The 13535-nt window shown below is 60.8% G+C and carries 20 protein-coding genes; 11 read left to right on the top strand and 9 right to left on the bottom strand.

All coding sequences use genetic code 11. The features are described 5' to 3' along the window. Positions 1-57: 57 nt before the first annotated feature. Entirely contained in the window at positions 58-708 is a 651-nt protein-coding gene (locus tag ACH79_RS07205) for a glutathione S-transferase family protein (RefSeq protein ID WP_161850398.1), read from the bottom strand. An 817-nt stretch (positions 709-1525) separates the two neighbouring features. On the opposite strand from ACH79_RS07205, the gene ACH79_RS45035 reads away from it, so the two are divergent. Next, positions 1526-1639: an SWIM zinc finger family protein gene (locus tag ACH79_RS45035; RefSeq protein WP_161856252.1), complete on the top strand. Its 114-nt coding sequence runs from the start codon at positions 1526-1528 to the stop codon at positions 1637-1639. Positions 1640-1750: 111 nt separating this feature from the next. On the opposite strand, the gene ACH79_RS07195 is transcribed toward ACH79_RS45035, so the two are convergent. After that, complete coding sequence (locus ACH79_RS07195) at positions 1751-2128, bottom strand: hypothetical protein (protein ID WP_202639189.1); 378 nt, start codon at positions 2126-2128, stop codon at positions 1751-1753. A gap of 714 nt (positions 2129-2842) precedes the next feature. On the opposite strand from ACH79_RS07195, the gene ACH79_RS43745 reads away from it, so the two are divergent. Together ACH79_RS43745 and ACH79_RS07185 are read left to right on the top strand one after the other, a co-directional pair. Next, a complete protein-coding gene (locus tag ACH79_RS43745) occupies positions 2843-3034 on the top strand; it encodes a hypothetical protein (protein ID WP_161850397.1) in 192 nt (63 codons plus the stop codon). Then, positions 3031-3240 (top strand): hypothetical protein, encoded by a 210-nt coding sequence (locus ACH79_RS07185; protein ID WP_161850396.1) that lies wholly within the window; start codon positions 3031-3033, stop codon positions 3238-3240. The genes ACH79_RS43745 and ACH79_RS07185 overlap by 4 nt, the downstream gene beginning before the upstream one ends. 88 nt (positions 3241-3328) lie before the next feature. Here ACH79_RS07185 and ACH79_RS07180 read toward each other — a convergent pair whose 3' ends face one another. From ACH79_RS07180 to ACH79_RS07170, 3 genes are all read right to left on the bottom strand, one after another. Beyond that, a complete protein-coding gene (locus ACH79_RS07180) occupies positions 3329-3763 on the bottom strand; it encodes a hypothetical protein (RefSeq protein ID WP_161850395.1) in 435 nt (144 codons plus the stop codon). A gap of 775 nt (positions 3764-4538) precedes the next feature. Further along, a complete protein-coding gene (locus tag ACH79_RS07175) occupies positions 4539-4730 on the bottom strand; it encodes a DUF3606 domain-containing protein (protein ID WP_161850394.1) in 192 nt (63 codons plus the stop codon). A gap of 43 nt (positions 4731-4773) precedes the next feature. Beyond that, a complete protein-coding gene (locus ACH79_RS07170) occupies positions 4774-5001 on the bottom strand; it encodes a hypothetical protein (protein ID WP_161850393.1) in 228 nt (75 codons plus the stop codon). Positions 5002-5545: 544 nt separating this feature from the next. Between ACH79_RS07170 and ACH79_RS07165 the strand changes: the two genes are divergently transcribed. From ACH79_RS07165 to ACH79_RS07155, 3 genes are all read left to right on the top strand, one after another. Continuing rightward, positions 5546-5884 (top strand): hypothetical protein, encoded by a 339-nt coding sequence (locus ACH79_RS07165; RefSeq protein WP_161850392.1) that lies wholly within the window; start codon positions 5546-5548, stop codon positions 5882-5884. Then, positions 5884-6336: an EAL domain-containing protein gene (locus ACH79_RS07160; RefSeq protein WP_161850391.1), complete on the top strand. Its 453-nt coding sequence runs from the start codon at positions 5884-5886 to the stop codon at positions 6334-6336. The genes ACH79_RS07165 and ACH79_RS07160 overlap by 1 nt, the downstream gene beginning before the upstream one ends. A 142-nt stretch (positions 6337-6478) precedes the next feature. After that, positions 6479-6793 (top strand): PAN domain-containing protein, encoded by a 315-nt coding sequence (locus tag ACH79_RS07155; RefSeq protein ID WP_161850390.1) that lies wholly within the window; start codon positions 6479-6481, stop codon positions 6791-6793. Positions 6794-6810: 17 nt separating this feature from the next. Here ACH79_RS07155 and ACH79_RS07150 read toward each other — a convergent pair whose 3' ends face one another. After that, positions 6811-7098 carry a hypothetical protein gene (locus tag ACH79_RS07150; RefSeq protein ID WP_161850389.1) on the bottom strand — a complete coding sequence of 96 codons (288 nt, stop codon included), beginning with the start codon at positions 7096-7098 and terminating at the stop codon, positions 6811-6813. A gap of 210 nt (positions 7099-7308) precedes the next feature. On the opposite strand from ACH79_RS07150, the gene ACH79_RS07145 reads away from it, so the two are divergent. Continuing rightward, positions 7309-7497, top strand: coding sequence for a hypothetical protein (locus tag ACH79_RS07145; protein WP_161850388.1), 189 nt, complete (start codon positions 7309-7311; stop codon positions 7495-7497). A 315-nt stretch (positions 7498-7812) separates the two neighbouring features. Continuing rightward, positions 7813-8103 (top strand): hypothetical protein, encoded by a 291-nt coding sequence (locus tag ACH79_RS07140; RefSeq protein ID WP_161850387.1) that lies wholly within the window; start codon positions 7813-7815, stop codon positions 8101-8103. An 84-nt stretch (positions 8104-8187) separates the two neighbouring features. Here ACH79_RS07140 and ACH79_RS07135 read toward each other — a convergent pair whose 3' ends face one another. The 3 genes from ACH79_RS07135 to ACH79_RS07125 all read right to left on the bottom strand — a co-directional run bounded on the left by ACH79_RS07135 (position 8188) and on the right by ACH79_RS07125 (position 10108). Next, entirely contained in the window at positions 8188-8430 is a 243-nt protein-coding gene (locus tag ACH79_RS07135) for a PilZ domain-containing protein (RefSeq protein ID WP_161850386.1), read from the bottom strand. A 117-nt stretch (positions 8431-8547) separates the two neighbouring features. Next, on the bottom strand, positions 8548-9570 hold the full coding sequence (locus ACH79_RS07130) for an aldo/keto reductase (protein WP_161850385.1): 1023 nt from the start codon (positions 9568-9570) through the stop codon (positions 8548-8550). A gap of 112 nt (positions 9571-9682) precedes the next feature. Then, complete coding sequence (locus ACH79_RS07125) at positions 9683-10108, bottom strand: PaaI family thioesterase (RefSeq protein ID WP_161850384.1); 426 nt, start codon at positions 10106-10108, stop codon at positions 9683-9685. Between the two features lie 79 nt (positions 10109-10187). On the opposite strand from ACH79_RS07125, the gene ACH79_RS07120 reads away from it, so the two are divergent. The 3 genes from ACH79_RS07120 to ACH79_RS07110 all read left to right on the top strand — a co-directional run bounded on the left by ACH79_RS07120 (position 10188) and on the right by ACH79_RS07110 (position 13443). Then, positions 10188-10817 carry a CoA pyrophosphatase gene (locus ACH79_RS07120; protein ID WP_161850383.1) on the top strand — a complete coding sequence of 210 codons (630 nt, stop codon included), beginning with the start codon at positions 10188-10190 and terminating at the stop codon, positions 10815-10817. A gap of 234 nt (positions 10818-11051) precedes the next feature. Then, positions 11052-12032 carry a tripartite tricarboxylate transporter substrate binding protein gene (locus tag ACH79_RS07115; protein WP_161850382.1) on the top strand — a complete coding sequence of 327 codons (981 nt, stop codon included), beginning with the start codon at positions 11052-11054 and terminating at the stop codon, positions 12030-12032. Positions 12033-12249: 217 nt separating this feature from the next. Beyond that, positions 12250-13443: a hypothetical protein gene (locus tag ACH79_RS07110; RefSeq protein WP_161850381.1), complete on the top strand. Its 1194-nt coding sequence runs from the start codon at positions 12250-12252 to the stop codon at positions 13441-13443. Positions 13444-13535: the final 92 nt, after the last annotated feature.

Raw genomic sequence — 13535 nt, 5'->3', positions numbered from 1 at the left:
GCAGGCACCGATGCCAAGCATGCCTAACGGCTGAATTGCGCCCAGGGCAAATCTTTATCAGCCAGAGGATGCGGCGGTGAAAACCGCCAATTGAGCGTCGAAAGCACGCTTGAAGGCCGGCCGCGCTTCGCCGCGGGCGACATAGGCGGAGAGGTTCGGATATTTGTCCAGTAGGCCCGATCCGTTCAACCTGCGCAGCACCGTCACCATTAGTAGGTCACCGGCGCCGAACGCGCCATCGAGCCAGTCGGCATCGCCAAGCCGACGGGAAAGTTCGTCCAGCCGGCCACGGACGCGATCCTCGAGGATAGGCAGGCGCTGCTCGTACCAGGTCTTGTCGCGCTCCACGAGCGTGGCCATTTCGCGATCAACAATCGGCGGCTCCACCGTGTTAAGCGCGGCAAACATCCATGTGATCGCGCGCGCCCGGGCATTCGCATCGTCCGGCAGCAGGCCACTATGGCGCTCCGCGATATGGAACACGATCGCTCCCGACTCGAACAGGGAGAGATTGCCTTCTTCATATGTCGGAATCTGCCCGAATGGATGAAGCGCACGATGCGCGGGTTCCTTCATATCACTGAACGAAACAAGACGAACGTCGTACGGTTGACCTACTTCTTCGAGCGCCCAACGAACACGCAGGTCACGTGCCTGTCCCTCACCGCGGTCGGGCGACCGTTCAAAGGCTGTGATGGTGGGAATCATTGTGGGCTCCGGGTGATTGCATGACGCTCTCGAAAGTGATGTGGGTGATTGCGATCTTTCCCATGGTTCGGTATCCGGTTCTCGCGCTTTGCATCTGGAGGACGAACGACCGGCGCGGCTGCCGACAACTTACCTGGCTTTCTTTAGCCATGGGATTTCGCGGCCGCCACCGGCGAGCGACCTGGAACACTTCCGCCAGCGAAGGCGCGAAGCAGATGCAGCAAGCCCGGACGAGCCAACGGGTCGCGCGAATGCGCGCCCGATGACAGGCTCCGCGATATCCGGGCGTTTCCGTTGATATCCCATTCCCGTTCCCGCATGGGGTTCTTCCGGCAAATATCGGTGCCCGATTAACGGTATCAACTTCGGCGCACGCGAGACGACTGATCGCAAAATCTCCTTGCGGGCATCTGCGTTGGTTGGCCTCGTTCCCCACTCGGGCCACCACAGGTGATTCTGTTCAACGTCGAACAGAAGTCCTTCAAACGGCCAAGCCAGCGCTCGCCTTATGTCAGCGTCGTTCGTCCAATCGCGTCCTTTTGCCGGACGTTTCTCCTTCAACAAGGCAATCAAGTCCGGGGGAAACTCCAGATCAAATCGACGTTGGGCGCTATCAAGCTCAGCCTGTGTGTAGCCCTTAAGCCATTGAACCGAAGTCATCGCTCCTCACGCCGCTGGTGGTGTCGCGGCCGAACCGTGCTTGCAGATTTCGAAAGTCTTTGAACGGCACCGGCATGCCATCGAGTTCAATAAAAACGCTGCCGCCGCATGTTCGCGTTGCTCACGCATTTGATCAGTTGCCGGTCGCAGCGCCAACATTTTCCCTGACTTCCCCAGTCGCTTATCCCTGCCGCCCTGTCGGTGCACCTGCCCAGGCAATTCGCGGCCCTGTCCTCACATCGCCATTCCTGCGCGACTGCCGGTGAGTTGAGGAACGCGCCTGCGCCTATGAAGATGATCGCAAAGAAAAGCTGCCGTGCCATGTTCGAACCTCCCGAGAAGGGCGCATTTTTCGCCCGCCGCGCGATGGACACAAGGAACGCTATTTGATCGTCGCGTTTACGGTAATGACCGACGTGCCGGAGGCCGACGGCCCCTGTCCCGTTGCCTTGATGGCAAACGTATCGCTTCCCGTGTACTTTTTCTTCGCCTTGTATTCGTAAGTCGTCGGGTTGAGCTTTTTCAGCTTGCCGTATTTCGGCTTTTGCAGAATGTCAGAACTGCTTACCGTGCCGCGCATCGGGATCGGAAATTGGCAACTCGCCCCCGGTGCGACGCTGATGTCGCCGGTTGAATTCTCGCCCCAATCTATAAGTCCTATCAACTTTGGACAGTCAGGCGCGGCAAACGCTGGAGACGCCGACATTGTGCTTGCTGCTCCAGCGATCAGCGCGAAAGCAGCGACTTGAGACAACCGCATGGTAGGATTCCTCGTCTTCGTGCAAACACTGTCCAAACCTTTATCGTCGCCGGGGCGGTCTATACTTTGGAGGGTCCGCTCCGGTAATCGCTCGATACCACGCGGCGTCTGATTGCTGCAGTGCTTTGGCCGCGGCAAGATCCGATTGTGCCCGATAGTACTGAGCGAGGCCGAGGTAGCAATCGGTGCGCGCCGGTCCGCGAGGTATCGCCTCGCAGTTCACCTGCGCACTCGCTGGGCCAGGGCAGCTCACCAGAAATATTGCGACGACACTCGCGCTCCAACGTGTCATGCCGCCTCCAAGTGCCAAACAGAGGGACCCTAAGCGAAGTCTTTTCCTCCAAAGGAGTGGTGGGAAAGAATTCCAGCCTTAATCGCTGCTCGCGCATTGCACTGCGCATGCTGATGGGCGGTATACAACTCCTAAAGCGCGGGTCTAGCAAGGGTAACCCGGATGAGCGACTTGTCTGCCGTAGCTCAGCGAGCAAAGGAGGAAGCGACATCCGGATTTTAGTTAGTGCCCATCCCCGCATATCCGCTTTGCTCATGCGGGCTATTTGCTAGTGGCATTTGGGTGTGCCGTGCCCATCACGAGCATTTTATTCCTTCGTTACCACCAGCACAGCTTCAAAATTGGAATTGAGATCCTAAATCGAAATGGAATGATTATCATCATCCAAAATCCAACTCGTTCTCTAAAGGATCGGAGTGAAAATGGGCGAAGTTGTTCGATTTGTGCCAAAATCTGAGCGCGAGCGAGCGCGCTTAGTTCGAGAAGCCCGCGCGATATATGACAGCATCTTCCCGCAGGCTGATCCGGTCAGGGCGCCGCAGGACAAGGCACCGATAAGTCGTGCGGTCAGCGACACCAGAGCCTATCGCAGCGACGGGGGTCTCCTGTCGTGATCAAGATAATCGCCGTGCTCTGTAGTCTCTCGTCTCCGACAATTTGCCACGAGCAGACCGTCACCACCTCGGACTTTGCCGATGTCTCGATGCAGTCCTGCTTGATGGGCGCGCCGCAGCTCGCCGAGTGGATGAACCAGCATCCGGCCGAGCGCCTGGCGGCATGGCGCTGCGTGATTGGCAAGCAGGACGGCAGGGGAGCTTAGCGGAAAGCAGTAAGCGTAGCCCGGATGAGCGAAGCGATATCCGGGCATTGGTTGAGCCGATCTCCGCATATCGCTTCGCTCATGCGGGCTATTCGCCAAACCGCAGTGCCCGTTCGACATTTTTGCGAAAGCTGTCGCGGTCGGTCCCATGGCGGTCGAGCGTGTTCGAAAGTCCGATCAGGCCGCTGCCAGCCGACGAGGGATCAAAACCAAACGGCCTGATTGCGATACAAGCCGGCCTTTCGCTCTCGGCGAACGCCAGCATTTGAGAGGCCAAATCACGTAAGACACGTTGTGCCTCGCGCGCATTTTTCAAGTCTGTATCGTATTGCCGTATCTGCTCGGAAGTGACGCAGGTCTCGCGAGGTTGTGGCGCTGCGACGTTCGCTAGAAAAGGCATTTGATGGCGCACAGTCCGTCGTAGATCGAAGAAATTTCGAATAGGCCGACCAACGAGTTCGAGCGCAAACCACCCAAATGCGCCGATCGTGGCGACCGAAACCAGGATCACGTACCACTGCATTCGCTGACCGCATCTGCTCTGCTGGCGACGATCTAAGCATACTGGAAATGGTTTCTGCCAAAATAAGCATGCTTATCGCCAGATTTTTAATTTGCCTTCGGCCAGACGTCTCAACAGTCTCTTTTCGCGCCGCGTTGGGATCAACATGAGCAAAGTAGCCCGGATGAGCGCTTGTCGTCGCGGGCGCGCGACCGTTGGCTCATGGGCTCATGCGGGCTACCCGCCGAAAAGCAAAAGGCCCCTGGCGCGAAACGCCATAGGCCTTCACCTCAATGAGGGCTACATCCCTCATCGATACCACTGGGAAGCGCAGCGGTGCGCTATGACTTCGCTGCCTCGCGAGCGAGGCGTTCGGCTTTCAGTCGCTCGAAGTTGACGCGGAAAGCGTCGTCAGCCGCTTTGCGTTCGCGGAGCGCCTGCTCGACGTCCCAGCGGCGCTGCTCTGCTTTCGCCGCACGCTCTTCGGCTGAAGCCGAGGGCTTTTCTCGTTGTTCAAAAGGGTGCATGCATATCAACGCACCAAGGCAACCAAGGTTTCAACGCACCAAGGCAACCAAGGTTTCAACGCACCAGGCAGCCAAGGTTCCCTGATGGGGACCGGCCTCAATCCTCTTCCGCTGCCTTTGAGATGTGCGGCTGTTCAACCCAGTTGGCCTGCTGGCATGCGCAAGGCATGGCGCTGTCAGCACTGACAGCCGGTCTCTTCGCTCCATGCGCGCGTGGGGTGGTTCTCGCAAACCCATCCCAGGCCGAAACACAGGACATTTTGGGGCGATCACGAATGAGACGTACCCAACAGGCCAAGCTCCTTGCGAACGGCAGCGGCTGAATTCCCGACCTTGTCGACTGCCTTCTGCAGCTTTTCCCTCGTCACGCCGAGCGCCTTGGTCCAGTGCTTGACCTCGTAGTCTTCGTGCATGTTGATCTTGCTGCGGTCGGGCTGGTTTCTCTTCGTGAGATTGTCCATTGCACACCTCCGAAGAGCAAACGCGCTTGGAAATGGCCTGTTCCTACGAGGCCAGGGATATCAGTTGCTCCGCCCTGAAGCGCTGGTAGGCGCTGATGGCATTGTTCGAGAGCAGCAGGCGTCGCCGCTCTCCACACTTGATCATCATTTCAATCGTATCGAGCAGATGATTGGCCGCAATGTCCGGGCTGCCCAGCTCGCCGGTTGCCTCAAGGTAGTCCCAGGCGATCTGAAAGGAGTCTGCGACAAGGTTTGCCAGCGTCTCGCTCATGACGGGCAACGATATGGCCTCCCATTCTGTTCCGTTCAAAGACGCGGCTGGTAGATGTGGACGCGGGCTGAGATGCGGGCTACGCGCTGCCGCTGATTTGCCCTTCAATGCAAGCGCAGATTGTCGCCCGCGAGGTGCGACCAATTGGCACGACGGGCAAATCAGTAAAACCTGTCCAGTCCTTGTCGCAAAAATATTCCGCTTCACGCGCGACCCAAATCAACGCCATAACTCCGCGCGTCTCACCTACCCAAGGGGCGTTGGCCACGTCACGAACGCGCGGTGAGATGCGGTGGACGCTGATAGCGCTAGCTGACGTTAAGCGCCTGAAGCGGACGGCGAAGTCGTGTGGTTCTGGCGCCGCGGTGCTGGCGTTAAATTCTTGAGAAGCGAAGCTTCTTAGGGATGACGGAGGCAAGAAAGCCGTTCTCCGGGAAGAGCACGAAGTAAGCCGTAAACCATCGCGCAGGGAAAGCCGGGATGCCTCCGCTGCCCTGTATGCTCGTGTGCGTTTCCTTATGCGCAAAAGCACGCGAGACCGCGGGTGCAGCGTGCACCCGGCTTTCCCTGCGCCCTTGGCTTTTTTGAGGGCGGAAGTTCCAAGCAAAGCTCGGGCCCCTACGCCGCGAGAATGCGGACGTATACGTGCTCGCTGTTCGAGCCAGCCACGCGGCTGGGATCGCAGGTATCTCCGTGTTCCTACGGGGGTTTTAACGAAAACATTGAGCCCGAGCGAAACCGTAAGTGCGGGCTGATCGTCGAGCTCGGCAATCTGGTGCTCGCCAAGTCGTGCCGCCATGCCATGATGATGCCGGATGATATCAAGGTTGCGGTCAACCTGTCCGCCTGCAATTCGCCAGCGGCAGCCTTGTCGATTCCGTGATGTACGCGCTGGCGGACAGCGGGCTTGCCGAAACGCGGCTGGAGCTCGAGATCACCGAGAGCGTTTTCCTGGCCGACAGCCAGGAAAATCTCAAGACGCTCGAACGCCTGAAGCGGCTCGGCGTTTCGATTGCGCTCGACGATTTCGGCGTCGGCTATTCGTCACTGTCCTATCTGACCGCGTTTCCGTTCAACAAGGTCAAGATCGACAAGTCTTTCATCGACAGGATCGGCCGCTCCGAGACCGTCGCCGTCCTTGGATCGATCGTCCAGCTTGCGAAGACATTGAACCTCTCGATCGTCGCCGAGGGCGTCGAGACATACGAACAGGTCGAAAAGATCCGCTCGCTCGGGATTGCCCTGGGGCAGGGCTATTTCTTCAGCAAACCCGTGCCGCTCGGCGAACTACTGCTGCAAGGCCTCGCCGAGAGCGAACGGCAGGCCGTGGCGTAGCGCTCAGGTGCCGAGTGCGCAGAGCGCTGCCACCGCAATCCCGATCTCGTAAATGGGGGCAAGCATGTGAGGCAGTTCATATCGGGTTGCGATCGGAAAGCGCCTAAATAGCGAATTCAGGAGATTGCCACAGGAGGTTGTCATGTATCTCCGTAGTCTGATATTCGCATCCGCATTCGTTATTGCATTTTCTGGAATCGCCGGCACCGCTCTGGCGCAAGGGGAAAACTTCTCCCGGAACATCGATCGACCCGGCAACGATTTCCGCACCGTCCCACTAAGGGGCAATGCAAGAGATTGCCAGAGACTTTGCAACGCGGACAGCGGATGCCGCGCCTGGACATTCGTCAGGCCCGGCATCCAGGGGGTGAATGCCCGTTGTTGGCTGAAGAACGTGATCCCGGCCGCGGTCGCCAATTCATGCTGCACGTCTGGGGTAATTAGAAGGAATTTATGACCTGTGAAGCCGCGCAGCTAAAACCCGAACACGCTGAAAATCGCGCCGAAGATCGCCGCGATCACGGCCACGACGCCGAAGATGACGGAGGCCACCGCATCGAGGATCATTTCGACCACGTCCGACGCGGAGCTTGCCGCAACGATCACAACGCAGCAGCCGGCGCCGATCAGCAGCGAGATGATCATGTTGAACACCATGATCCACAGCACGGTAAAGACCAAACCGCCCAGGATCAGCGCCACGGCGATGCGGCGGGCAGGGCTGTTCGATGCGGGTTGGGCAGCTGGCGCTGGCGAATTCATGACCGGCAATCCTCTGGGCAATCACCCGGATTGTCGCCGCCGGGCCTGAAAAGGTTCAAGCGAAGCCCGCTGCGCCTCATTCTGGCGCGGTTGAGCGCAGCGGCCACGGGCCGCCGGCCTGTTTCGCGTGCGAGGTCTGCGATATCATTGCATCAACGCCACAACCCGGTTCCGGTCCAAAACCTGATCGGAGGCCCCTGAGGTGCTGCAATGACGGAATGGTATTTTGTCTGGGTCGAAGGCCTGCGCGGGCCGGCGGCGCAGAAATGGTCGTCGGAGGGGCTTTGGGGGCAGATCGGCCGTCAGGATGTCATCGTCCGTTTCGCGCTGAGCGACGAGGAGGCGCATCTCACGCTCGACGAACTGGCAAGGCGGCATCCCATTCCTGACGGAAGATAGATTGGCGCGGATGGAACGTTCCGCTTGGTTCCCCCCGTTCCAGCAGATGTGCAAAATCTCAAAACCTGTCTTTCTGCGGAACATTGCGAATTTAATTCCGTTGCCGGCTTGAACCGCCGCAAAGAGGCACCACTGTCCCGAATTCAATTCGGCTTGTTTGCGGAATTGAAAGCGAACCTGCGGACCGGCGTGCGGCGCCGGTGGGGACGAACGTTCAGGTTCGATACGCCTGACGTCATTTCCTCCGCAGGAGCCGCGTGTGGTCAAGGCCATCACGCGGTTCTCACCAACCAGAAGCCAGGTAAGGAGTCGTGCATGAAATTGAACTCGGCACAGGTCGAACGCGCATTGTCGCAATTCGAAGCCCAGGCGCTTCCCGATGATCATCCGGTGGTCCCGCAATTGGCCAGCATGTTTGGCGATCACACATTCTTCATCGACAGCGGCGGACTCAACGTGCTGGAGCCGACCGAGGCTTCCGAGCCGGAATCGCCGATCGGCATGATCGTGAACCTTGCCTATTGGAGCGATGAGACGCTGACGAAGCTATCGCCTCACGAGCCGGAGCCCACAGGCGTGATCGTCAACCTCGAATCCAGGCACTGACCGTTCGGTTGCGAGAACTCGCGCTCTCAGCCACGCGATTTGTCGTGCGCGGCCGCGTGCCGCGCGCGACGCCGGCTGCGCCGGTCAGGCTTCGAAATGAACCCCGATCCGCGTCTCCTTGCGCCAGACGACGTGACACGGCACATGGACGTGATCAGGTTCGATCACCAGCGTGAAGCGTTCAGGAATGCCGACGGGGGAACTCACCTCGAGGGCGGCGCCGGTTTCGGAGAGATTGCGAACGGTGCAGTCGATAGTGCCGCCGCCAAACGAAATCCTGCCCGCCTTCAGCAGGCGCCGCCGTGGTGCTGTTCTGTGCTCGTCCACCACATGGACCTCCACCTGAACAGGGAATTTCCCACGGGCGAGGTTACTATCCCGTTACTGAGCATTGCAGCTCCAATGCAACTAAAGGTGGCTGGCAAGCCGAGCCGGCCGATCCGTTTATCGGGTATGGCTATCCGTCCGCGCCCGCCGCCCCTCGATCGGGTAGGCCGGATCATTGAACCCCGGCGTCGAGGGATGGCCGCTGACCACCAGGCGGTCGATCAGCGCCTCGTCTTCCGCCGTGAAGCGATAGTCGAGCGCTTTCACGTAATCGTCCCACTGCGCTTCCGTGCGGGGGCCCGCGATCACCCCGCTCACGAAAGATGAGTTCAGTACCCAAGATACCGCGAACTGTCCGGCGCTGATGCCGCGCGCCTCGGCGTGGCGCTTGATCTCCTGCGCGAGCTGCAGCGACTCCGGCCGCCATTCGGTCTGCATCATGCGCTTGTCGGCGCGGCCGGCGCGCGTCTCCTTGTCGGGCGCCGCGTCAGGCCTGTACTTGCCGGTCAGCACGCCGCGCGCCAACGGGCTATAGGGCACGATGCCGAGGCCGTAATAGCCGCAGGCAGGAAAATGCTCGACCTCGGGCATGCGGTTCATGGCGTTGTAATAGGGCTGGCTGACGACCGGGCGATCGATGCCGTTGTTGTCGCAGATGTTGCAGATTTCGGCGACGCGCCAGGCGCGGTAGTTCGAGACGCCGAAATAGCGGATCTTGCCCTGGCGCATCAAATCGCCGATGGCGCGCACCGTCTCCTCCAGCGGCGTCGCATGATCCTCCTTGTGCAAATAGTAGATGTCGATGAAATCGGTGCCAAGCCGCTTCAGGCTCTCTTCAGCCGCCTGCATCACCCAGCGCCGCGATAGCCCGCCGCGATTGGGATCGTCGCCGATCTGGTTGGCGAGCTTCGTCGCCAGAATCCAGTTCGTGCGATTGTTTGAAATCGCGCGGCCGACTACCTGTTCGGACTGGCCGCCATTATAGGCGTCCGCGCTGTCGATGAAATTGATGCCGGCCTCGCGGGCCTTGGCAATGATGCGCGACGACGTGGCCTCGTCGGTCGGGCCGCCGAACATCATGGTGCCCAGACAGATCGGCGAAATCTTCAGGCCGCTGCGGCCGAGTTGGCGGTATTGCATGGGATGGGTCCTCTATTCTGGGCCGTCATTCCGGGATGGTCCGAAGGACCAGACCCGGAATCTCGAGATTCCGGGTTCGATGCTGCGCATCGCCCCGGAATGACAGCAACTCTCAGCTCTCGCTCTTCAATATCTTGAACACACCGCTCGCCATCGCGATACAGCGCTTGTCGACGGTCACCTCCGTCGTGATGAAAATCAGGCTGCGGGTCGAGCGCACCACATGCGGTTTCGACACCAGGATCTCGCCGATCTTGCCGGCTTCGACAAAATGCGTATCGAGCTGCACGGTCGCCAGCGTCGGCTTGCCGGAAACGAAGCGGGCGGTCATCCCGCAGGTGCGGTCGGCGAAGGTCATGATGACGCCGCCCTGCACCAGGCCGCGGCGATTGTGGTGCTTGTCCTCGGTAGCAAGCGCGTATTCGTGGCTGCCGTCGACGACGCGTTGCCACAACGGGCCGATCAGGTACAGGAAGCCGGTGGTTTCGACGATCTTCCAGCCGTCGGATTTGAGTTTGTCCGCGGCCTTGGTCGTCATGTCGTGCGTTCCGTTTCCTGCGGGTTGTCATGCGGTTCGGGTCATTTCATCGGCTGCACTTGTGTTGTAGTCAAGCGGGATGGGCCGGTCATTTGACGATACCACACGGCGGAATATCGCAAGCCTCTGCGCGGCCTTCACGCGGGCGCCCTCAGATGGCGCAGGGTCGGAGCTGAAGCGCGCCGCAGTAGCCATTGCGCTGACGGAAGCCGAGGGCGGCGGAGGAACGACATTTCTCCTGACCCGCCGCGCCGCGACCTTGCGTTCGCACGCTGCCCAATGGGCGCTGCCGGGTGGCCGTTGCGACCAGGGCGAGACGCAGGCGCAGGCGGCGCTGCGCGAATTGCACGAAGAACTCGGCGTCGCGCTGGGGGAGGGCGATGTGCTCGGCCTGCTCGACGACTACCCGACGCGCTCAGGCTATCTGATCACGCCCGTGGTGGTCTGGGTGAGCACCATTGCCGATATCGTTCCCAATCCGGCCGAGGTCGCCTCGGTGCATCGCGTCGCGCTCGACGACATCGAGCGCGCGGACGCGTTCAGCTTCACCACGATTCCCGAAAGCACGCGGCGCGTGATCCGCTTCCGCCATGCCGGCCAGCACATCCACGCGCCGACGGCGGCGCTGATCTATCAGTTTGCCGAAGTGCTGGCGGGAAGAAGCACCCGCGTCGCCGAGTTGGAGCAACCGGTGTTCGCCTGGCGGTAGGGCCGTCATTGCGAGCCAACGGGTCGCGCGAATGCGCGCCCGATGACAGGCTCCGCGAAGCAATCCATCTCGCAGCCAGCGGAGGCGTGGATACCTTCGTCGCTTCGCTCCCTTGCGCAAACGCTCCGCGTTTGTCGCAGGCAATGACGGCATGCGCATCACGCTTGCGATTGTGTAACGTTTAAGCAACGATACCAGACCAACAAGAAAAACAGTCCTGGGAGCACGCTCAATATGGCCACTCGGAAAGTATTGGCTTGCGCAGCCACCGCGATGATCGCGCTGGCGGCGGCATTCACCGGCGCGTACGCCCAAAATTATCCCGCGCGCGCCATCACGCTCGTCATTCCATTCGCGCCGGGCGGCAGCACCTCGATCGTCGGGCGCGCGATTGCCGACAAGATGAGTGAGCTGCTCGGCGAGAAGGTCGTGGTAGATAATCGTCCCGGCGCCGGCGGCACGGTCGGCACCAAGGCGGTCGCCAAAAGCGATCCCGACGGCTATACACTGCTGCTTGGCTACACCGGCACGCTGGCCATCGGTCCCTCGCTCTACAAAAATCCCGGCTACGATCCGCGCAAGGATTTTGCGCCGATCGGCATGATCGGCAACGCGCCGAATTCACTGGTCGTGCATCCGTCATTCCCCGCGAAAAGCGTCGCCGAACTGATCGCCTATGCCAAGACCAATCCCGACAAGGTCAATTTCGGCTCGGCCGGCGCCGGTACCGCCAGCCATATCACCGGCGAATATTTTGCCCGCGCGGCAGGGATCAGGCTGGTGCACATCCCCTACAAAGGCACCGGCCCCGCGTTGACAGACCTGTTGGGTGGCCACATCCCGATGGCATTCGCGCCGATCCCGGCCTCGCATGCCAACGTCGCCGCCGGCAAGCTGCGTGCGCTGGCGGTGACCAGCACCACGCGATCGAGCCTGCTGCCGGAGGTGCCGACCATGATGGAGGCGGGGCTCGCCGCTTTCGACGCTTCGCTCTATTACGGCCTCGTGGCTCCCGCCGGCACGCCGCGGCCGATCGTCGACCGGCTCAACAAGGCGCTGCGCGACGCGCTCGCCTCTGAAGAGGTGAAGAAGCAGCTCGGCAATGACGGCACCGAGATCACGCCCGGCACGCCGGAAGACTATGCTCTCTCCATCGACAAGGATGAGAGGAAGTGGTCGCATCTCGTCAAGGCCAGTGGTGTTGAACAGGAGTAGCCGAGAATTCTTCCCTTCTCCCCTTGTGGGAGAAGGTGGCGCGAAGCGCCGGATGAGGGGTTTGTATCCGCGGAGACAGACCCCTCATCCGTCTCGCTGTCGCTACGCGTCAGCGATCCACCTTCTCCCACAAGGGGAGAAGGCAAGTAAGGCAGTGCCGCCTAATGTCGCGCCGTTTCGGGGCTGACTTCGCTTGTATGCTTGCTACAACCGAGCCATGCGCCTGCCATTGATTCGCATAGGTTCCGGATGTGTCACGCTCGCGTTGCTTGCGAGTGTGCCGCCTGTCGTGGCGATCGAGCCGCTCCCTTCCTCAACCGCCGATGCGATGGCGCAAGCCGCCTCGCCGCAGGCGATGGCCGAATATCGCCGCAAGCTTAGAGAGTATCAGGAAGCGCGCGCCGCGTTCGAAGAGGAGGCGGGCGCCTACTGGGCTTCGATCTCGGAGAAGCGGAAGGGCCGCAATGCCAAGCGCCGGGAACGCCAGACCATCACGCTCGACGATTACGTGCTGACGCAGCCGCCGGTCTACAGCGGTCCGAAGCGGCCGGTCAGCCCGGAGCCGGAGGAAGAGAAGCCGCCGCGCGAGCGCAAGCCGCTGCCGGTGGTCGCCGATTTCCTGAAAGCCGCCGCCGAGCAGTTTCAGTTCACGCCGCAACGGCCCTCATCCGAGCTCGAGTTCAAGCGCGCCTATGCCCGTTACGCACTGGCGGCAGGCCTGACACGCGAACAGGCAATACGGGTCTACTCGTTCGAGACCGGCGGCAACGGCAATTACGACATGCAGTCGGGGTTGAATCCATCGAAGCCGGGCTCGCGCGCGATCTCGACGGCGATCGGCTACAATCAGTTGCTCACCACCAACAGCGTCGAACTGCTGGCCGAGCAGGGTCACGAACTCATCAAGGAACTGACGGCAAGGACCGCGACGCTGTCGGGCGCGCCGCGCAAGGCGATGGATCACAAGCTTGCCGTGTTGAAAAAGATGGTGGCGTTCACGCGCACAGTGCCGGACACTTGGTCCGAGCATGAGAAGCTTGCCAATACGCCGCAAGGCTGGGCGGTGCACGCCATGGTGCTCGATGTCGACGTCGGGCCGATGCTGCAGACCCACAAGCTGTTGACCTCGGTCCATTTCGCACGCGCCAAGGGCTATAATCGGCCGCTGTCCGCCGCCGAACTCGAAATGATGAACCTGACCGGCGATGGCACCGGACTCGACATGGTGACCATGCCGCAGGCGATGCGCGAGCGGGTGCCAACTTCAAACTTCTTCCAGCGCGGCGGCTACGAGCGCAACCCGGTCGCGATCCGCCACAACACGGTGGCGAAGCTGCTGGCGGTGACCGACGAGCGGATGGATTTCAACAGCAGCAAGCCCGGCGCGAAGGAACTGGCCGGGGCGTTTTGATATGCTTCGTCCCTTCTCCCCTTGTGGGAGAAGGTGCCGGAGCGAAGCGGAGGCGGATGAGGGGTTCTCTCCGCGGACACAGACCCCTCATC

Origin of the sequence: Bradyrhizobium sp. CCBAU 051011 (assembly GCF_009930815.1) — a bacterium.
Lineage (GTDB): Bacteria > Pseudomonadota > Alphaproteobacteria > Rhizobiales > Xanthobacteraceae > Bradyrhizobium.
Note: the sequence above shows the minus strand (reverse complement) of the source record. Positions and strands in the feature narration are given on the sequence as shown.